14 protein-coding genes and 3 tRNA genes are annotated in these 18,627 nt (G+C 70.4%); 12 read left to right on the forward strand and 5 right to left on the reverse strand.

Annotation, left to right across the window (positions count from 1 at the left end; genetic code table 11):
* Window positions 1-8 precede the first annotated feature (8 nt).
* From ACIQ9P_RS27905 to ACIQ9P_RS27925, 5 genes are all read left to right on the forward strand, one after another.
* Window positions 9-81: transfer RNA gene (locus tag ACIQ9P_RS27905), tRNA-Glu, on the forward strand.
* 66 nt (window positions 82-147) lie between these two features.
* Window positions 148-221: transfer RNA gene (locus ACIQ9P_RS27910), tRNA-Asp, on the forward strand.
* A 27-nt stretch (window positions 222-248) separates the two neighbouring features.
* Window positions 249-325: transfer RNA gene (locus tag ACIQ9P_RS27915), tRNA-Phe, on the forward strand.
* Between the two features lie 233 nt (window positions 326-558).
* The gene (locus ACIQ9P_RS27920) at window positions 559-1,380 is read left to right on the forward strand and encodes a hypothetical protein (RefSeq protein ID WP_402361782.1); all 822 of its coding nucleotides are present in this window, start codon (window positions 559-561) and stop codon (window positions 1,378-1,380) included.
* The gene (locus ACIQ9P_RS27925) at window positions 1,377-2,087 is read left to right on the forward strand and encodes an SMI1/KNR4 family protein (RefSeq protein ID WP_402361785.1); all 711 of its coding nucleotides are present in this window, start codon (window positions 1,377-1,379) and stop codon (window positions 2,085-2,087) included. The genes ACIQ9P_RS27920 and ACIQ9P_RS27925 overlap by 4 nt, the downstream gene beginning before the upstream one ends.
* A 623-nt stretch (window positions 2,088-2,710) precedes the next feature.
* Here the strand turns inward: ACIQ9P_RS27925 and ACIQ9P_RS27930 are convergent.
* From ACIQ9P_RS27930 to ACIQ9P_RS27940, 3 genes are all read right to left on the reverse strand, one after another.
* Window positions 2,711-3,919, reverse strand: a complete 1,209-nt coding sequence (locus tag ACIQ9P_RS27930; RefSeq protein WP_402361788.1) for a tyrosine-type recombinase/integrase — start codon at window positions 3,917-3,919, stop codon at window positions 2,711-2,713.
* A complete protein-coding gene (locus ACIQ9P_RS27935) occupies window positions 3,919-4,107 on the reverse strand; it encodes a helix-turn-helix domain-containing protein (RefSeq protein WP_402362057.1) in 189 nt (62 codons plus the stop codon). The genes ACIQ9P_RS27930 and ACIQ9P_RS27935 overlap by 1 nt, the downstream gene beginning before the upstream one ends.
* Before the next feature lie 656 nt (window positions 4,108-4,763).
* Window positions 4,764-5,393: a helix-turn-helix domain-containing protein gene (locus ACIQ9P_RS27940; protein ID WP_402361791.1), complete on the reverse strand. Its 630-nt coding sequence runs from the start codon at window positions 5,391-5,393 to the stop codon at window positions 4,764-4,766.
* Window positions 5,394-6,023: 630 nt separating this feature from the next.
* On the opposite strand from ACIQ9P_RS27940, the gene ACIQ9P_RS27945 reads away from it, so the two are divergent.
* The 6 genes from ACIQ9P_RS27945 (at window position 6,024) to ACIQ9P_RS27970 (ending at window position 12,230) form a co-directional block, all read left to right on the forward strand.
* On the forward strand, window positions 6,024-7,064 hold the full coding sequence (locus ACIQ9P_RS27945; RefSeq protein ID WP_402361794.1) for a hypothetical protein: 1,041 nt from the start codon (window positions 6,024-6,026) through the stop codon (window positions 7,062-7,064).
* An 80-nt stretch (window positions 7,065-7,144) separates the two neighbouring features.
* On the forward strand, window positions 7,145-7,774 hold the full coding sequence (locus ACIQ9P_RS27950) for an ATP-binding protein (protein WP_402362060.1): 630 nt from the start codon (window positions 7,145-7,147) through the stop codon (window positions 7,772-7,774).
* Window positions 7,775-7,892: 118 nt separating this feature from the next.
* Window positions 7,893-8,840, forward strand: coding sequence for a DUF2637 domain-containing protein (locus tag ACIQ9P_RS27955; RefSeq protein ID WP_402361797.1), 948 nt, complete (start codon window positions 7,893-7,895; stop codon window positions 8,838-8,840).
* Between the two features lie 451 nt (window positions 8,841-9,291).
* Window positions 9,292-9,864 carry a plasmid mobilization protein gene (locus ACIQ9P_RS27960; RefSeq protein WP_402361800.1) on the forward strand — a complete coding sequence of 191 codons (573 nt, stop codon included), beginning with the start codon at window positions 9,292-9,294 and terminating at the stop codon, window positions 9,862-9,864.
* Window positions 9,861-11,621, forward strand: coding sequence for a hypothetical protein (locus ACIQ9P_RS27965; protein WP_402361803.1), 1,761 nt, complete (start codon window positions 9,861-9,863; stop codon window positions 11,619-11,621). Before ACIQ9P_RS27960 ends, ACIQ9P_RS27965 begins: the two co-directional genes overlap by 4 nt.
* A 273-nt stretch (window positions 11,622-11,894) precedes the next feature.
* Window positions 11,895-12,230 (forward strand): hypothetical protein, encoded by a 336-nt coding sequence (locus ACIQ9P_RS27970; RefSeq protein ID WP_052707436.1) that lies wholly within the window; start codon window positions 11,895-11,897, stop codon window positions 12,228-12,230.
* A 92-nt stretch (window positions 12,231-12,322) separates the two neighbouring features.
* Here the strand turns inward: ACIQ9P_RS27970 and ACIQ9P_RS27975 are convergent, their stop codons facing one another.
* Window positions 12,323-13,489 (reverse strand): damage-control phosphatase ARMT1 family protein, encoded by a 1,167-nt coding sequence (locus ACIQ9P_RS27975; RefSeq protein ID WP_402361806.1) that lies wholly within the window; start codon window positions 13,487-13,489, stop codon window positions 12,323-12,325.
* Window positions 13,490-13,491: 2 nt separating this feature from the next.
* Complete coding sequence (locus tag ACIQ9P_RS27980; RefSeq protein ID WP_402362063.1) at window positions 13,492-16,989, reverse strand: NB-ARC domain-containing protein; 3,498 nt, start codon at window positions 16,987-16,989, stop codon at window positions 13,492-13,494.
* 381 nt (window positions 16,990-17,370) lie between these two features.
* Here ACIQ9P_RS27980 and ACIQ9P_RS27985 point away from each other — a divergent pair, with 381 nt between their 5' ends.
* Window positions 17,371-18,621: a methionine adenosyltransferase gene (locus tag ACIQ9P_RS27985; RefSeq protein WP_402361809.1), complete on the forward strand. Its 1,251-nt coding sequence runs from the start codon at window positions 17,371-17,373 to the stop codon at window positions 18,619-18,621.
* The last annotated feature ends 6 nt before the right edge of the window (window positions 18,622-18,627 follow it).

The raw sequence follows: 18,627 nt of genomic DNA on the forward strand, positions 1-18,627 counted from the left end.
GGCCGCAAGCCCTCATCGTCTAGTGGCCCAGGACGCCGCCCTTTCAAGGCGGTAGCACGGGTTCGAATCCCGTTGGGGGCACCGCAGTACCGTAGTAAAGTGCAGTGAAGCAAGACCCAGCAAGACCTGAGTGGTTCGCCACTTTTAGGTCCCGTGGAGCAGTTGGTTAGCTCGCCACCCTGTCAAGGTGGAGGTCGCGGGTTCAAGTCCCGTCGGGATCGCTCGTCTCGCAAGAGACGGTGCAGTACGGCCAGGTAGCTCAGTTGGTACGAGCGTCCGCCTGAAAAGCGGAAGGTCGCCGGTTCGACCCCGGCCCTGGCCACCAGCCTTGACCAGGCACGATGCCCTCGAAGCAGCTCGCTTCGGGGGCATTTTCATGCCGATTGACGCCAACGCTGACGCCAACGGCCCCGCATCGCTCTGGATCTGAGCAGCCAAGATGGCTGGCCCCGGCAATGGAGGCGCGTGACGCCAATCACAGGACGCTGCTCCGCAGGGGTGACCGGCGTCGGCGGAATCCCGTTGATCCCCTCCAGCCGAGACTGACACGATCGCCCGGTGGTGACTCCGGAGGACCTCGTCGGTCGGCAAGTGCAACGCGTGACGTGCTCGTGGTTCCACGCCCACGACGGCGGTGGCGAGCCCGAGCTGTTGCACATGTGGCTGCATATGGAGGACCTCGGTCCGGTCCGGTTCCACACGCTGGACCACATACTCGATCTCCGGATCGATGAGCCCCACGACTCGTACGACATGGACATGCTCGGGCATGTCACGGTCAGCGACGCACCGGATGAGTTCTCTCTCGCACCGTTCACAGGCAGCAGGGTCGTCTCCATCCAACACATCCGACAGCGGTCCATCGACAGCCGCATCGGCTTCGAGATGGCCTTCCAGGCTGGAGGTGTCCGGATCCTCGCTCTGGCTGATGACCTGGTCGTCACGGCAGCCAGGCTGCCGGAGGGCTGGGAAGACGACCTGGATCTCGCCCTACCGGACACCGACCCATCGTCCGAGGCCATGCTCCGCGTCCTCGCAGATCAGACTCCGGCCTGCAAGGCGGCACGGGAGGCGGTGCTTGCAGGCGGCAGTTCCAGGATCGCAAGCGGAGTGGTGCCTGCGGAGGTGCTGGCCGGCACTTACGCTGTCCGGCTCGGACACACACGGGCCGCGAACATCGAGACGATCGGGCTGCCCGAGACCGTGGCGGCCCTGAGGGCGCGCGGCACTCAGCCAGTCCGACTGGGGGCCGTCTACAGTCCGGACGGCTCGTGGCACTTCGTGGTCTTCCTCACCGCTGACGGTTCGCTGGTGGCCTGTACGGGCGTTCGAAAGTTCAGACCCGAAACAACCGAGGATCACGGGGAGGCTCGATCATGACGGGTGATGCAGAGGGGTCAGAAATCGCCGGCTCAGGAGTGGACTGGTCGGGAGTTCGCCAGCAGGTCCTGGCCCTGCGGGACGCCCCATCCGCGAGCGAGGTCTTCGGGGCTCGTTGGCAGGGTTTTGGGCATGACTTTCTGCTGGACCCGACCCTCAACGAGACGGAGCTGGCAGAAGTCGAGGAAGAACTCGGCGTCTCCCTTCCACCGGACTACCGCACCTTCCTCCTCGAAGTGGGCGCGGGCGGAGCAGGCCCCTTCTACGGGGTCTTCCCTCTGCGGCGCGACGAGCAGGGTTGGCACTGGCTGGACGGCAAGGTCCGAAGCGACAACACGTTCCTGGGAAAGCCGTTCCCCTCCACGGAGGAGCGGGCTCGCTGGGCGGAGGAACTCGACGCTCGCGAGCCCGTCAAGGACCGCTTCTCTGACGAGCGGTCCTATCTCGCGGCGTACCGCGCCTGGGACGACGAGTGGGAGAAGCTCAACGACGAGATGACCGCCGGGGCGGTATGTCTCAGCCATGAGGGATGCGGCTACTACACCTGGCTCGTCGTGACCGGTCCCGAGCGAGGCACCCTCTGGAAGGACCTGCGGGCCTGCGACGGCCCCCTCGAGCCGCTCGCTGCCACTGGCCACCGTGTCAGCTTCGGCAAGTGGTACCTGGACTGGCTGACCCGGGCCAGCCGCCAAGCCCACGGCCGGTGAGCCCCAGCGGACTGACCGAATGCGCGGTCGCACCCTCTGCAGAGTGCCCCGTGTTCAACTCGTGCTCCGCGTCCAGTGCGATCCGATCCACATTGGCTCGGGATGAGACCGAACAGCGGCAGGTGGAGCCTTCGGGGTCGGCACCACGGCCCCAGGAGCCGGGCCGGGATTGCGCAACGCACGTAGAAGGAGTCCGCGCGCGTACTCCACCTCCCTCTCGGCTCTGCTGTACCGCCGCAGCGCCGCATTGAGTTCCTTGCGGCGCTTGAACTCCTTCGCGCCGCTGGACGCGCGTGGCTGGCTACGCAATCGGGCCAGCAACTCAGCGGCCTGTGTCTTGCCCTCGATATGCCGGGCTAGTGATACATGGGCATGCTGCGCACGGCCGTTGTGCGGGAACCACCTCGCCGCCTCTTGCTCGGCCTGTCTGATGCGTGCCTTGGCCGCCTTCGAAAGGGAAGCATCGGGTAAGTGCACAGCAGGTCCTCCGTCCCCCTGACGCTGGCTGCCCAGACTTTAGCGCCGTGGCCAGACGCCGAACAGGCGATCTGCGGTTATCGGCAATGCCCGGCAAGACCAGGTCTCGCCGGGCACCATTGGAACTGATTCACCAGAGCACGAGGTTAGGAGAGCGCCTCCCCGAGGCGGCTCAGGGCCTTGAGGCGCTCGGCGAGCGAGGCGTGCGCGTAGACCTTCATGGTCACGCCGACGTCGCTGTGGCCGGCGATCTCCCGGACGATGTGCGGGGGCACGCCGAGGTCGAGCAGCAGGGTGATGCAGGTGTGGCGGAGGTCGTGGAAGCGGAGGTCGTCCAGGCCGAGGCGCCCGCGGACCGCGTGCCAGCTGCGACGCAGGTTGTCCGGCTCGTACGGGGTTCCGATCCGGGACGGGAAGACGAGGCCGTTCTCCTGCCAGTCCATGCCGGCGGCGGCACGCTCGACGGCCTGCCGCTCCCGGTGGTCCACCAGGGCGGCGAGGGCCAGCGCGGGCAGCGGCAGGGTGCGCTCGGAGGACAGCGTCTTGGGCAGGACAAGTCGCAGCTCGCCGTCGACGCGCTGGAGGTTGGTGCTCACGGTGAGGGTGCCGCGCTCCAGGTCGACGGAGCTCCAGCGCAGGCCGAGCAGCTCACCCCGGCGCATGCCGAGCATCAGCGCGAGCACGTACAGGGTGTGCAGGCGGTGGCCGCTCAGCTCCTTGAGCACGAGCTTGGCCTGAGCGGTGGTCAGGCCCTTGCCGATCCGGTAGTCGGGCGCGGGGACCTTCACGAGCTTGGCCACGTTCTTGTGGATCAGCTCCTCTCGGACGGCGTGCTCCAGCGCGTTGCGGAGCACGGCGTGCACGGACTGGATCATCCGCGCGGACAGCAGCCGCTTGCAGCACTCGCCTGCGGCACAGCAGATCGGCTTGGGCCGCTGCGCGTCCCAGCCGCCCTTGCAGCACTGGCACTCGGCCCGCACCCGGTTCAGCCAGACCCGGACCTCCTGGGCCCGCAGGTCACGCAGCCGCTTGGCGCCGAGGCCGGGTATGAGGTGGACGCGGACCACGCTCTCGTAGCCCTGGTAGGTCTTGGGTCGGCGGTTGGGCAGGACCTCCTCGGCGAGCCAGTAGTTGAGGTACTGGCCGACGTTGGAGTCGGTGTCGGGCAGCGGGATGCCGTTGATGGCGTCGGCCTGCAGTTCGACGAGGGCGTTGTGGACCTCGTCCCAGGTCTTGCCGTAGATGGAGACCCGCTTGCGGAGGCCGGAGGTGGTGATCACGTAGGCGCGGCCGTGGTAGCGGCCGTCCTTGCGCAGGGTGATGCTGCCCGCGCCGTTGGGGTTGCGCTTGGCCATCAGGCCGCCACCTCCGCCAGCTCGGCGACGAACGTACGGACGGCGGCAGCCGGGACGCGGCGGGAGCGACCGATGGTGACCGAGGGCAGGCGGCGGGTGCGGATGAGGTCGTAGACGGTGGAGCGGCCGAGCTGGAGCTGGGCCATGACGTCCGGGACGGTCAGCAGGAGCTGCTCGTGCGGGGCCATGGAGTCGGCCGCGCTCGCCGGAGCTGCGGCGGGTGCCGAGACGAGGACTGGACCGCCGAGCGAGCCGGCGGCTTCGGCGGAGGTGAGCGGCGGCGTCTTCGCCGGGACAGTCGGCGAAGCAACGATCGAGAGTGCCATGCTGAGGACAGGACCCTTCTGGTGACGGGCGCACGAGCGCCCCAGGTGCTGAGGGATCTGGCCCGGCGGGGGCGAAGGTTTGGCGACTGGACGCCTCTGCCGGGAACAGGAGAGACGTCCCGACCGGCCCGATGCGGGCGGCGGGTGACTGGGAAGAAGCTGTCGGCCCGAAGGCGCACCGGGAGTGGTCACCGGCGACAGCGTGATCAGACCGTCAGATCGGTCTGTGGGCCGCGATCGCGGCGGGCATCGCAGGTACGGCGAGACGGCCGAGGATGACCTCGACCTGTACCGGGCCAGTGGCAGTCTGGCCAGCGGTACGGCGGCGCGTGGACAGCACGCGGTTCCTTCCCCGGTGGTTGGTGGGCGGCAACCCGGCACCGTGGTTGATCGTCGTGGATGGGCGTTTTACGCGGTTGGTAGCCGCAGTGGGGTGGACGTTAATCAGGAATCACGGCCGCACCAAATGGCAGGGCAACGGCCGAGGGGTGCTCCGGCGGTCGGCCCGGAGCGGCTCGTTACTGGGCGCTCTCGGAGGGCTCCAGGTAGGCGAAGTCATCCGGCAGCGCCGGGGGCACGACCTCCTGTTCGCGCATGCGAGCACGCCAGTCGCGGATTGCCTGGATGTCTTGCGCGTGGATTCTGTCGAGCTCGGCGACCATGCCAAGGAACTTCGCTCGGTGCTCGGGATCTCTGGCCAGGGCCGCCTCGCGGCGCTTCTCCTCCCCCATCTGGCGGCTGAGCGATGCGACCGAGACGAGGATGCCGTGTTCGCGGAACATGTTGAGCATCGTCTGCGCGGGCGTCTCCGGGGCCTCCCGCAGTTCACCAGTCACCCAGGCAACTGCGTCCCACATCGACACTTCCCGCCCCGGCAGCACCTCGACGGCGGGGGCGGTGCCGAGAGGGAAGAGCATGGTGATCGGGGGCACGCCGAGGACCTCGGCCAGGATGAGGATCTCGGCAAGACCGACACTCGCCCGTCTGCCGTTCTCCAGGTTGGCGATGACGCTACGGGGGATCGGGTACCCGAGCGCGATGCAAGCGTCGGCGACGTCCTGGGCGGTCAGGCCAAGCTCCTCGCGCCGTGCTCGAAGAGCGTCGGCCACGCGGGCTGTGACCTTGGACGGCCAGTCGGTCTGTGTCATGAGTGCAAAAGTAGCCACAATTGTGTGTCGCTGCAAGTCCGTGGTAGGGATTGGGGCACCGACTTCCCGACCCGCCGGACGAGGTGAGCCCATGAGCACACAAGAAGACCGGCCTGCTGTGTTGCAAGCCGAACCCGCGGAGGAGTTCCCCAGACCTTCGCACGGTGGCCGCTTCCGTCGCGCCGGCGCGTAGCACCAGCGGGCTCACGCCCAAGCACTACCGGAGGACCGTGTCGAGCAGCCTCGCGACACCGGGCGGACCGCCCTGTCTGCCGTGAGCGGATGGGGCCACTTCGCGTTGGATCTTCGAGAGGGGCTCGACATAGTGTCGAGCTCGCGCCGCCAAGCGGACGGTCGCATCAACGCCCTCTGTACGGCTGGCAGTTGACCAGACCTTATGCGGCCTCACCGAAGAGGCCGCCCACCAACACCGAGGCCCTCGGTGCTACCAACACCGAGGGCCTCCACAGATCCCCTAACCGCCCATCCACGACGATCGACCACGGTGACCGGATTGCCGTCCGAAATGTCACCGGGGAAGGAATCTCCGTGCCCAAGCGTACGACGCCGCCCGCCGCCAGCGCACGCCTCCTCTCGCACGCCTCCGCCCCGAAGGCGGGGTGGTAGGCCATGGCGCGCATCCGCACCATCAAGCCCGAGTACCCCGTCTCGGAAGACCTCGCCTCGGTCTCCCTGACCGCCGAGCGCACGTTCGTCTGCCTGCTCACCCAGGCCGACGACGAGGGACGCCAGCGCGACAACGCTGCTGTCCTCAACGGCGCGCTGTGGTCGCTGCGGCCCGAGCACACGCCACTCGACACCGAGGACGAGCTTCGTCAGCTCGCCGAAACCGGCCTGATCTGCCGGTACACCGGCTGCGACGGCCGCCAGTACCTGCACGTCACCAAGTGGCACGAGCACCAGAAGATCTCCCACCCCACCCCCTCGCGCCTGCCCGCCTGCCCCGTCCACGAGCCCGCGGGCTGGTGCGGCAAGTGCAAGGCCAAGGGCTGCGCGCGCCCGGCTCCGGAGAACTTCCGGAGCCTTCCGGAACCGCTCGCGACCCTCGCGGAGACCGTCCCCGCCCAGCGGCCCTTCTCGGCCGACGCCGATCCCACCCCCACCGTGGCCGTGTCGGCACCCGAAGCGGCAGCTCCTGGCAAAAGCACAGGTCAGAGCGCGTCTCAGGAATCTCTCCGAAGGACTCCGGAGAATGTCGTGCCTGGACCATGGACCTTGGACCATGGATCTACCCCTGAAGGGGGCGGCGCTGCCGCGCCCACCCCGGCACCCTCGTCGGCAGCACCTGACCGGGACGGCCTGGTCCTTGTCGGCGCGCCCATCGGCAAGCCGCCGGTGAACGCTGGTGACCTGGTGGCCGAGTACGTCGCCAGCTGCCCGAAGCCGGTACCGGCCAACGTGCGCGGGCACCTCGGCAAGGTCATCAAGGACCTGCTCGAAGGCGGCACCAGCGACGACGACATCCGGGCCGGGCTGCAGCTGTACGCGGCGAAGCCGATGAGCCCGAGCGTGCTGCCGAGCATGGTCCACGAGGCGATCAACGCCCAGCCCGCCGTGCCCTCCCGCGCCGGGCAGAGCGCTGCCCGCGCGCCGTACCGGCCCTTCGCCAACCCGGCCGACGCCCGCGACTACTACGAGGGGGACCTGTGACCAGCCTGCCCAACCCCCGCCGCGCGGACGAGCGTCGCGAGCCGCAGCCGGCCTCCGGTGCCGTCCTGCGCCTGGAACGGATGCTGGCCGCCAAGGGCATCGACCCCGACCGGCCACTGCCCGACACCGACCAGCCCTCCACCGCGCTGGAGCTCGCCGACCGCCGCATCCCGCCGCGCTACCGCCGTGCCGAAGCCGACCACCCCGAGGTCACGACCTGGGTCCAGCAGGTCACCCTGGCCTGCCGACCCGGCCCCGGCGACACCCTGGGCATCGCCCAGGGCCCGTCGCTCCTGATTGCCGGACCCACCGGCTCGGGCAAGACCCACCAGGCGTACGGGGCGATCCGCAGCCTGCTGAAGGCCGGGGTGCGCCTGCGCTGGACCAAGCTCACCGCCACCGAGCTGTACGCCTCCCAGCGGCCCCGACAGGGCACGGACACCGAGCGGGAGATGCGCGAGCTGATGACCTGCCCGCTGCTGGTCCTCGACGACCTCGGCGCCGCCAAGGCGTCCGAGTGGACCGAGGAGCTCACCCTGCGGCTGGTCGACCACCGCTACGAGTACCTGCTCCCGACGATCTTCACCACCAACCTGGCGCCCGGCGATATCAAGAACGCCCTCGGCGACCGCACCGCCTCCCGCCTCGCCGAGATGTGCGAACGCGCCATCCTCACCGGCACCGACCGCCGCAGGCGAACCGCCGCCTGACCGGCGCCGGTGCCCAGCGCACCCAGCCGGTGCGCCGACCTACCCGAACTTCACCCCACCACCGCCTCGCCGCTTCGCCACGCCCGCCTGCGGCGAGGCCACCCCTGGAGCACCACCCTTGACCACCATCGCGATACCCCCTGCCCACACCCCGTCCGCCCGGGTCACCCTCTGGGACCGTCTCGCTGTCGGTTTGCTCGGCGTCCTCGGCTTCGTCCTGTCCTACGACGCGCTGCGGCAGATGGCCGGCGCGACCCACGTGCGCGGCCCGCTCACCTACCTGTTCCCGATCATCATTGACGGCTTCATCGCCTACGGCGTCCGGGCCCTGCTCGTCCTGCGCGAGGCCCGCTGGCCCGCCCGCGCCTACGCCTGGACCCTCTTCGCCGGAGCGACCGCCACTAGCGTCTGGGCCAATGCCCTGCACGCTGTCCGCCTCAACGAACTGCGCACCACCGGCAGCGGGCTGAGGCTCACCGACACGGTCGTCGGTGTCCTGTCCACCCTCGCCCCGCTCGCCCTCGGCGGCGCCGTCCACCTCTACATCCTGATCGCCCGCCACGGCCACGACACCGCAACCGCCACCGGTGAGCAGAAGGCCCTTCCGCGCACCGAGGCTTCTGTCGAGCCGGTGACCGCCAACCCTGTACCGGAGTTCCGGCTGGAACGGGTGGAGGACCGCAGCGACGAGAACGCGCTCCTGACGCTCCTGTCCGCCGCCGGACTTCTGCCCGCCGAGTGGCGAGACGCGCTGCCCGACCCCGAACCGGCAGAAGCCGACGACCGCCCGGCCGATGACCCGGACCCCCAGGCCGAAGCCGCCGGAGGTACCGCCGGGGCGGAGAACAAGCCGATCGGGCGTCCGCCGGGCGCGCCGATGGAGCGACTGCTGGAGGTGGGCCGAGCAGCGGTCGCCGCCGAGGGCCGTCTCACCCGCGCGATCGTCGAGCAGGCCGTGCGCGACGCCGGCCTTCCGCTCGGCAGTACCCGCCTCACCGAGCTGATGCGAAAGCTCAGCGAAGAGCAAGCCGACGAACAGAACCCTCCGCACCCCGAGACCGACTGACCGGCCCCGGTGTCTGGCTGACCGGCCCGGTCGGTCAGCCAGACACCGACTTCTGCCGACCCACCGCCGCACTCGGCAGAAGGCCACCACCCGCCCGGTCACTGCACCCGGCCGGACTCGACTCGCACCGCAGACACCAGTCCCACCGGCGGTCGGTCCCGGGAAGACCGCGCCTGACACGTCGCCCATACCTGCGAATCCCGGCACGGCCAAACCGGCAACCACCCGGACACTGCCCACCCGCACACTCACCAGCCCGCGAATCGCCAGCCGCCACCGAGGAACGACACGCGTGAACCCCGTCCGACGAACCCTGCACAGCCTGCTCGGGAAGCCTGTAAGCTCCCAGGACCGCAACGGAGTTGACATCCTCCCTGCCCCTGGCGGAGCAAGCGAGTGCGTACGGGGCCCCTACGGGGCCACGCACGCGGACGTCCCCGCCCAGGAGGGCGTGGACGAGCCGGTGCTGCCGAGGGCGGCAGCACCGGAGCTTCACCGCGAGGGCGCGGCGAAGCAGGAGAAGCCCACCAACACGCCGTCCGAGCCCACCGCCGACGTGCTAACGCTCCCCGTTGCCAGCTCTTCCGCGAGCGCCGCCCGCCGCGCACAGCGCGCCCCGAAGCGTCGCCGCCGTGACCCCGATAACCCCTTGCCGAAGAAGGTCGGCTTCCGCTGCACCGAAGCCCAGAAGGCTCGTATCGAGCAGCTGGCCGCCGCAGCCGAACTGAACGTTGCCGCCTACCTGGAGCGCAAGGCGCTGGCCGACGACTTCGCCGGCATCACCACCCGCGACGAGCAGTTGGAGCGGGCCATCGTGGCCCTCGACGCGGCACGCGGCCAGGTGGCGCCAGTCGGCAACAACGCCAACCAGATCGCCTACCGGCTCAACGCCGGCATCGGCGTCGAACCGGGCCCTGCGGCAGCCGTCCTCGACAGGGCCCTGGCCCTGGTCGCCGAGGTCCGGGCGGCCGTCGCGGAGGTCGACACTTCCGCCATGCGCCTGGCGAAGGCGAAGCGCCAATGATCAGCAAGCCCCTGCGCGGGTCCAAGACGCACGGCGCGCTCAAGTACCTCTTCGGTCCAGGCAAGGCCAACGAGCACACCGACCCGCACATCGTCGCTTCCTGGGGCGGCTTCGCCCCCGATCCCGGCCGCGACCCAGGCGACCCAGATGCCACCCTGGTCCAGCTCCGCGACGCGCTCGACCTGCACGTCGTCCGCTACGGCAAGCCGGTCACCCAACACGTCTACCACCGGCCCGTGCGCGCCGACCCGACCGACCGCATCCTCAGCGACGAGGAATGGGGCACCATCGCCCGCCGGATCGTGGCCGCCTCGGGGATCGCGCCCGAAGGCGATCCGAACGGCTGCCGCTGGATCGCCGTGCGCCACGCCGACGACCACATCCACATCCTCGCGACCGTTGTCCGGGCAGACCTCACGCAGGCCCGCCTACGCAGCGACCAGTACCGCGTCGAGACCGAACTCACGAAGATCGAACGCGAGTACAAACTCAAGGACCTCTCCGACACCCGCACCCGCGAGTACCGGGATGCGATCCCCAAGCGCGCCAAGGGCACGGAGTTGCACAAGGCCCAGCGCCTCGGCCGGGAGGGCACCGACCGCGACCGCCTGCGAACCGCCGTACGCCAGGCCCTGGCCGGGGCCGCGGACGAGGAGGAGTTCACCGCCCGACTCACCGCGAAGGGCGTGCTCCTCGCCGTGCGCCGCGCACCCTCCGGCGACGTGACCGGCTACAAGTTCGCCCTCCCCGCCAGCGGCGAGAGCGGGCCGATCTGGTTCTCCGGCAGCAAGCTCGCCTCCGATCTCACCCAGCCGAAGATCCAAGCCCGCTTCGCCCTCGGCATCGACGAGCCCGCCTTCCTCACGCCCGACCCGCGCACCTGGCCCGCTGACGGCCGCCACCGGGCCAGCACCACCATCGAACGCGCCTTTCTGGCCTTCGACGACGACCAGGACGTCGCCCGCGCCGAGGCGGTGATCCGGGGCGGCCTCGAAGTCCTCGACACGCTCGCCGCCACCAGCCCGACCCTCAGCAGGAAGGAACTCCACCAGGCCGCACGGGCCCTGGAGTACACCCGCATCGCCCACACCCGCGCAGCCGGTGCCGACCTGCGCGCGATGCGCTCCGCCGCCCGCGAACTCCTCCACGCCGGGCCCTCTACCGGCCGGGGCGAGGACGGCACGGCCGCCGCCACGGCCCTGACCAGCCTCGTCCTGCTCGCCGTCATGATCGCCAAGTGGCACGCCGCCCAAGGCCACCGCCACCAGGCCGACGCCGCCCGCGCGGCGGCCGGCCACCTGCGCGCCGCCTACACCCGGCACGCGGCCAAGCCGATCGCCCACCTCACCCTCGAAGGCCGACTCCTCCCGAAGCCCGACCACGACCGGCAGGCCGACGCCGTCCGCCGCACGCTGCCCGCAGACCAGGCCACCCGGCTCCTCGCCGAGGAGAACTGGGCAGCCCTCGCCGCCACCCTCGCCCAAGCCGAAGCCGCTGGCCACAACCCGACCACCCTGCTCACCAACGCCGCCGAACGACGCGAACTCGCCACCGCCGACTCACCCGCCGCCGTCCTCACCTGGCGCATCCGCCGCGACGCGGGCCTCCCTGCCCCCGCACCGGCCGCAACCCCCGACGAACTGCGCACCAGGGCAGCCCGCGCCCGCACGACCAGCCGCACGACGGGCACACCGGCTACCCCGGTCATCACACCGCCGACGCCGGTCGCACCCGACCAGGTGCGCCGAACGCGCTGACCACCCCAGGTGGGCGGGTGCGGAGCCTCCGCCCCGCCCACCAACCACCGATCCTGCCCAGCACGGACGTCACCCGTCAGCCGCCGCCGAAAGCCAAGACCAGCCGAAGCAGACCGCCGGGATTCCCTGCGGAAACCCGGCGGCCGGAGCGCACAACTACCCTGCTGCAAGGTGACGGTGTCGATTCGATGTCCTTCTCGCTGGGAGGGATCCATTCCGGCAGCGCACGTCGTATGGTCCCTTGCTGCCCCGCTGCCGACCCGAAGGGACCGCATGACCGACTACGACCACGACTTCTACAACCCCGCCCCCGAACCCGCGCGTGCCGTCATCCGCGCCGTCCCGCACCCCGCCGAGCTCAACCCGCGCGGCATCACCATCACCTGCACCGGCTGCGGCGCCCGCCGCGACTGGCTCCTCCTCGCCGTCCATGACCAGATCTTCGTCCGCTGCCGCTGCGCCCACGAATGGCGCGAGCCCGACCTCACCCGGGCCGACTTCGACCTGCACTACGTTGAACCCGAGCACGAATGGGACGACTTCGACACCGCCATGAGAGCCCTCGCCTTCGACGGACTCCTCGCCGGAACGACGTGGAACCTGGACTGAGGTCCACGCCGCACCCGCCGCTGTTCACCTCCGACGCTTGCCGCGTCACGCCCAGACGAGCGAGGACAGCGGGGTGGGCGGACGGCGCTCGACTACCGGCGGAGGTCGACCTGGATCACGGCGTGGCGGCCGTTGGTACGCCACGGCGTCCCGGCACTGTCGAGCTGAGCGACGACGGCAGCGTCGACGCCGACGATCACGTCTGACTTCAGCGTCCGCAGCGCCGTGACGGCTGAGGGGAAGTGGCTGGCCACCTCGGTGAACGAAGTGGTGGGCGGCCACAGCTGATCGCCCACCAGCCGACGGTAGTTGAGGTCACCCTTGAGGATCGTCATCGCTGCACCGACGAACTCGGACCGGAGGCCGGCCGGCATGTCGTGGAACGGCAGTGGTGCGCAGAAGAACGGGTGGGTGCGGATCACGAGCGCGCCGCTGTTCATCGCTCGCCACAGCCGTTCGCCGATCGTCCCGGCAGCCGCCGTGGTCGCGGTGCGCAGGCGCTCGACGGTGGCGAGGGCATCGGCCATCGTCGCGTCCGACACGTAGTACGGCTGCGGCTTCACGTATACGACAACCTGCGCCGCCAGACCGGAAGCGAGGAGGTGGTCGACCAGCACCAGGTCCGGCAGGAGCTCCCGGCCCGCGTTGTCCGCGACGATGCAGACCCGCCCGCCTTCGGCACGCTCCAGCTCGGCCCAGAGCGACCCGCTGTCGTCGGCCACCAGGTCGGAGGCGATCGACCCTCCGGCCTCCGCCGTGATCTGGAAGCTCAGGTCGGCGCGGTTTCCCCAGAGTGCCGAGGAGAGAAGCGCGGCGGCTCGCTTGTCGGTGAAGTCCGAGGGCAGGTCGCCGAGGGCCGCCAGCTCGGCGTCGACGGCCGGGCCGGCGAGTTCGGCCTCCTTGAACGGTGCGAACGGGTCGATGCCGTGCCAGGCCCCCGGCCGAAAGTAGCCGGTGGCTTCGAGCAGCCTGCGGTAGAAGTAGCTCTCGGCCCACAGGAACGGCGCCTCGCCCCACGACCGTCCGAACAGACCCTCACCCCACTCCAGCCACTGCTGGTGATCGTGGGCACTGGTGCCGAGCGGGCGAAGGACACCGTCAGTGCTCTCGGCGAGGAGCTCCTCGACCGCGGCCCGCTCGCTCGGCCCGTACGGCAGTGCATCGAGCACCTGCCGGACGAGCTTCGGGTGCCGCTCGTGGAAGACGCCCCGGGCGAACGTGCCGGGGGTGCCGCTCAGGATCACGGGTGCGCTGGGCATGCTCAGATTCGTCCTTCTCCTCGGCTGTCGGCGGGTTCCGCCACATGATCCACGGTCTGCCCGTGATGGAGCTGCAGCGACGCAGGGCCGGCCGCGCTCCCGACGAGCACGCGACCCGTACCGGGGTCGGCGGCGGCGCAGTTCAGCGTCGCGTCGACGCGTACCTCAGCGAGTTGGTGCTGGTGGCTGAGCGACCACGCCCGCACGGTTCCGTCGGCCGCAGCCGACAGCAGTCGGTCGGGATCGTCGCCGAAGGCCATCATGAGGACCCGGCCGACGTGTCCGGACAGGTGAGCGGTGAACTGGCCGGTTCGGACGTCGCGGACATGGATCTCCCCGGTGCCCGAGCCCACCGCGAGGTGGGCGCCCGCGGCATCGACGGCGATCGAACGCGCCCATCCTCCGGGGTTCACGAAGCGGTTGAGGTGCCGACCCGTGCGCGAGTCCCAGAGGTGCACGGAGCCGTCGCCGCCGCTCGCCGCGAGCAGGTGACCCTCGGCGTCGAACACTAGCGACCGCACGCGGCCGGCATGGGCCTGCTGCTCCCACACCAGCGCTCCAGAGGGGAGGTCCCAGCACCGGATGTGCCCGTCGCCGGTGCTGGCGGCGAGCCGGGTGCCGGACCGGGCCACCGCGACGCTCCAACTCCGGGTGACGTCGTCGTTGAGCCGCAGTGCCCAGCTCTCGTCGTCGAGGGACCAGACGTGGACTGAGCCGTCCCCGCAGGCCGCCGCCACGTACCTGCCACCGGTGGCCACCGACCACACCCGGCCCGCGCTGCCCAGCAGTTCGCGGCGCGACGCGGCGGTGGGCAGGTCCAGGAGTTCGACGTGGCCGTCACCGTGGCCCACGGCGCCGAGGCCGCCGTCGGACGTGATGTGGGTGGACCAGACCGTGTTCGAGCCTTCGGCTACGGTGTGGAGCCCGTCAGGTTCCGACTTCGTCCACAGCCGCAGGGCGCCATCCTCGCAGCCGGCGACAACTGTGCCGTCGGCCGCGCAGGCCAGTGCCCGGACCCAGTCGACGCCCGGCGGCATCCGCACCTCGCCGACCGGGCCACCGGCGTCGAACGCCCGGATGACGGCGTCCTCGGTGGCGGCGAGGAGGAGGTCCGACTGGCCGTCGAGGACCACTGAGCGCACGCGTGCGGGAAGGCCGTCCACCCGCCGGACCTGGTTGAGCCTGCCGCCGCTGGTGTCCCAGAGGACCACGGAGCGGTCCCCCGAGCCCGAGGCGAGGAGCCCGCCGGTGCGGGAGAAGGCCACCGACCGGACCCAGTCCCGGTGACCCGCCTTCTCGTCGAGGAGCGCGCCGGTCGCCAGGTCGTAGAGGCGGACGAACTCGTCCTCACCCGCTGCGGCCACGACCCGCGCAGCGGCGTCGACGGAGACCGTCCACAGCGGCGTTCCGCAGGTCGCCATCGAGTGGCTGAGGCTCAGTTCCTCGATGCTCCAGACCCGCACGTTCCCGTCCTCAGCTGCTGACAGCAGGTACTGGCCGTCTGGGGTGAAGCTGAGGCAGCGGACTCGGCGATCGTGACCGGCCAGGATGCCGAGAGCCCTTCCCGTGCGGGGGTTCCAGAGGCGGATCAGGCCGTCCTCGCCCGCCGAGGCCAGCAGCGCACCGTCATGCGTCAGGGCAGTGGCGAACACCCAGCCGGTGTGGGCGTGGAACGCGTGGACCAGGGTGCGCGAAGCGAGGTCCCATACCCGGACGGCGCCGTCCTCGCCGCCGGAGGCGATGAGGCCCGCAGCGGTCGCGACCGAGACGACGGCGCCCACGTGGCCGTGCCCCACTGCGGCGGCTCGGGCCCAAGAGGCATGGAAGCCGGCTGCGTCGGCGGTCTCCATGGTGCTGCCGGACGGCAGGTCGCCCGCCCGCACGAGGGCGAGGGCCAGCGTCGAGGCCATGTCCTGCGGCGTTCGGAGCCCGTGCAGCAGGTATCCGGCGCCGGTCAGCGTGCCCGCCCGATGCCAGTGCCGGTGCCGGGGATGGGAGTCGGCCCGGAAGGGTTCGACGGTCCCGAGGACTATGGCGTCGGCCGCCAGGGACTGGCTGCCGATCGTGGCCGCCTTGCGCGCCACGTACGAGGTGGACGACAGCAGGTCCACCAGCTCGTCATCGAGTCCGGCCTCGTGCAGGTGGTACGGCAGTTGCTGCCACATGTAGGGGTGGGATGCCGGCAGCTGCGACCAGTCCGCCACACCGGCGCCGCGGTAGGAATCGACCAACGAGGCGTGCAGGGATTCCCACTGATCGCCCACCATGTGCTTCAGGTAGGAGCGGAACACGTCGTGGAGGACCACCGCGTCCCGGTCGGCCAGATACGCGCTGATCAGCGAGCGGTCGGCCAGGATCCGGCAGAACTGGCGGACGGCGCTGGCCGACCAGCCGTGGGACGTGCCCCACCAGTGGGTGAGCACGCTCAGAGGCACCGGGAGCGTGGCGGGGAAGACCGCCAGGGAGAGGTAGCGCTCGCGCAGCGACGAGCCGCCGGTGATCCGTACGCCCTCGTCGAGACTGCGCAGACTGGCGGTGATGGCGTGGCCGATCGCGTTGGAACGCTGGTCCGCGTCCCAGACGTCGAACGCCTGTGGGCCGTGGGCGTGCAGTGCCTGCCTGGCCTCGGTGACGGCCCGTTCGGCCGAGGCTCCTGCGGCCAGGTCGGAGGAGACGTTGGAGCCGACCACGGTGGCCAGTAGCGGCCACCCGCCGCACAGGGCCGCCAGCCGATCGGCGGCCGGCCGGGTCAGGCGGGAGACGGATCGGGTCAGCAGCTCGCTGATCTCCGGAGCCGACATCGGGCCGAGCCGCAGCACCCGCGCCGTCGACGGGCAGGTGCGGATGTTCCTAGTGGTCACGAGGCGGGTGCAGGACGGCGCGCCGAAGAGGAACGGGGCCAGGTCCGCCGCAGACCAGACGTTATCGATGACGAGCAGCACCCGCCTGTCCTGCAGCACGCGGGCCAGGTGGAAGCCGGCCTGCTCGGGGTCGGTGAGTGCGGGGCGGGTTCCGTCGACGTGTACGCAGAGATCGGAGATCAGCTCCACGACGCGGGCGGCGGTGCAGCCTTCTCCCGTCTCTACCCAGAGGATCTCGGGGAACGTCGCCCGGACGCCGGGGTCCTCGCACACCTGAGTGACCAGGGTCGTCTTGCCGAAGCCGCCGGGTCCGCACACCGCCAGGACGGGGCTCCTGCCGGATGCGTTCGCCTCGGCCAGCAGAGAGATGACGCTGTCGAAGTCTTCGGATCTGTGTACCAAGCCGGGCTCCGGAGGTGGCGCTAGGACGTAACTTCCCGCAGTGGTCGCTCGATGACGGACGTGCCCGTCGAGGAGCTGTCGGAAGCGGTCCACAGCGTCGGGGTCCGCCCGGTCGAGGACTGTGTCGAGCAGTGCCTGCGAGTCGGTCACGGGGAACAGGTGCTCCCCGCCGGCCTCCCACTTGGACACCGTCCGATCGCTGACGCCGAGATGGGCTGCGAAGCCGCGGACGGTCATCCGTAATGCCTCGCGGAGAGCCTTGGCCTCACGACCTGACCAACGCTGCACCGTGCTCACTCGGAACCCCCGCGATCGGTGATGAACGACGCTAGCAGCCTATTCCGAGGCGCCCCGAGTCGTACGGGCGATGGTTCAGCACGGGTGCAGCACGAGTACCACAGCCGCGACGAGTGGTGATCGCCTCGCACTCCGGTGCCGCGAGGCTCGGTTCAGTGCCGGTTCCATGGCGGTGCGACGCGCAGACCTACGCCGGAACGAGGTCCGGCGGGCAGGCTTACACACCGCTACAAGCCGACGTGCAGGGTGTTCGGCACAACCACGCGCCGAACGCCCCTGCGGGCTGCCGCCGTAGCCGGACCGACGGAAGAGGAGATCGCCATGCAGCGAGTCAGCACGACCGTGGAGCACAGCAGCATCACCATCGAGACCGGGCGTCCGCTCCCCACCGACCTCGTCCTGCTGGAACGCAAGGGACTCGGCCACCCCGACACCCTCGCCGACCACCTGGCCGAGGAGCTCTCCCGCGCGTACAGCCGCTACACGCTCGACCGCTTCGGCGCCGTGCTCCACCACAACTTCGACAAGCTCGCCCTGCTCGGCGGCTCCTGCGAGGTCCGCTACGGCGCCGGCCGGATGACGACCCCGGTGAAGGTACTGGTCAACGGCCGGGCCGCATACGCCTGCGGTGGCGAGGAAATCCCGGTGCGGGAGTTGGTCGAGCAGGCCGTCCTGGCCTTCTTCCACGACCGGCTGCCCGAGCTCGCCGGCCACCTCGACCTGGTCTTCAACATCACCAGCAACCCCAGCCCCGGCGCGGTGGTCACCGACGAGAGCGGCACCGACCGCTCGCGCTGGTTCGCGCCCCGCTCGGTGGACGACCTGCGCGAGCGCCACACCCTGATCGCCAACGACACCTCGCTCGGCACCGGCTGGGCCCCGATGGCCCCGTTCGAGCAGTTCGCCCACGCGCTCGTCAACCACCTGTCCGGCGTCAGCGAGTTCACCTGGGCGAACCCCTGGTGCGGATCCGACGTGAAGCTGATGGGGCACTTCGACGGCGCCAAGGCCGAGGCCATCCTGTGCGTCCCGCAGAAGTCCGAGCACGTGCCCGACCGGGCCTCGTACCTCGCCAACAAGGAGGAGGTCCTGGCCGAGTGCGCCCGGTTCGCCGAGCAGCACCTCCCCGGCATCGAGATCACCTTCCTCCTCAACGCCCGAGACGTCCCCGAGAAGGACGAGCTCTACCTGACCTACACCGGCAGCTCCATCGAGTCGGGCGACGAGGGCGTCGTCGGCCGCGGCAACCGGGTCAACGGCCTCATCACCCCGCTCCGCCCGATGAACCTGGAAGGGGCCAGCGGCAAGAACCCCGTCTACCACGTCGGGAAGCTCTACAACCTCGCGGCCACCCGCCTCGCCCAGCGCCTGTACGACGAGACCGGCAGCTACGCCGAGGTCCACCTCGTCAGCGCGACTGGCCAGCGGCTCGACCAGCCCTGGAAGGTCCTGGTCCGGCTCGCGGCCGAGGACCCGGAGATCGAGAAGGTACAGGCCCAGGTCGCCCTGGCTCTCGGGGGCTTCCCGGAGCTCACCGCCGAGCTGGTCCACCACGGCGTCCGGCTCAGCTGATGCACA

It is taken from the genome of Kitasatospora sp. NPDC094019 (assembly GCF_044764505.1).
GTDB lineage: Bacteria > Actinomycetota > Actinomycetes > Streptomycetales > Streptomycetaceae > Kitasatospora.

Coding starts and splice junctions, on each gene's coding strand:
- ACIQ9P_RS27925 (WP_402361785.1), top strand. CDS start 1,377: ATGACGGGTGATGCAGAGGGGTCAGAAATCGCCGGCTCAGGAGTGGAC.
- ACIQ9P_RS27930 (WP_402361788.1), bottom strand. CDS start 3,919: ATGGCCAAGCGCAACCCCAACGGCGCGGGCAGCATCACCCTGCGCAAG.
- ACIQ9P_RS27935 (WP_402362057.1), bottom strand. CDS start 4,107: ATGGCCCCGCACGAGCAGCTCCTGCTGACCGTCCCGGACGTCATGGCC.
- ACIQ9P_RS27940 (WP_402361791.1), bottom strand. CDS start 5,393: ATGACACAGACCGACTGGCCGTCCAAGGTCACAGCCCGCGTGGCCGAC.
- ACIQ9P_RS27945 (WP_402361794.1), top strand. CDS start 6,024: ATGGCGCGCATCCGCACCATCAAGCCCGAGTACCCCGTCTCGGAAGAC.
- ACIQ9P_RS27950 (WP_402362060.1), top strand. CDS start 7,145: ATGCTGGCCGCCAAGGGCATCGACCCCGACCGGCCACTGCCCGACACC.
- ACIQ9P_RS27965 (WP_402361803.1), top strand. CDS start 9,861: ATGATCAGCAAGCCCCTGCGCGGGTCCAAGACGCACGGCGCGCTCAAG.
- ACIQ9P_RS27970 (WP_052707436.1), top strand. CDS start 11,895: ATGACCGACTACGACCACGACTTCTACAACCCCGCCCCCGAACCCGCG.
- ACIQ9P_RS27975 (WP_402361806.1), bottom strand. CDS start 13,489: ATGCCCAGCGCACCCGTGATCCTGAGCGGCACCCCCGGCACGTTCGCC.
- ACIQ9P_RS27980 (WP_402362063.1), bottom strand. CDS start 16,989: ATGACCGTCCGCGGCTTCGCAGCCCATCTCGGCGTCAGCGATCGGACG.
- ACIQ9P_RS27985 (WP_402361809.1), top strand. CDS start 17,371: ATGCAGCGAGTCAGCACGACCGTGGAGCACAGCAGCATCACCATCGAG.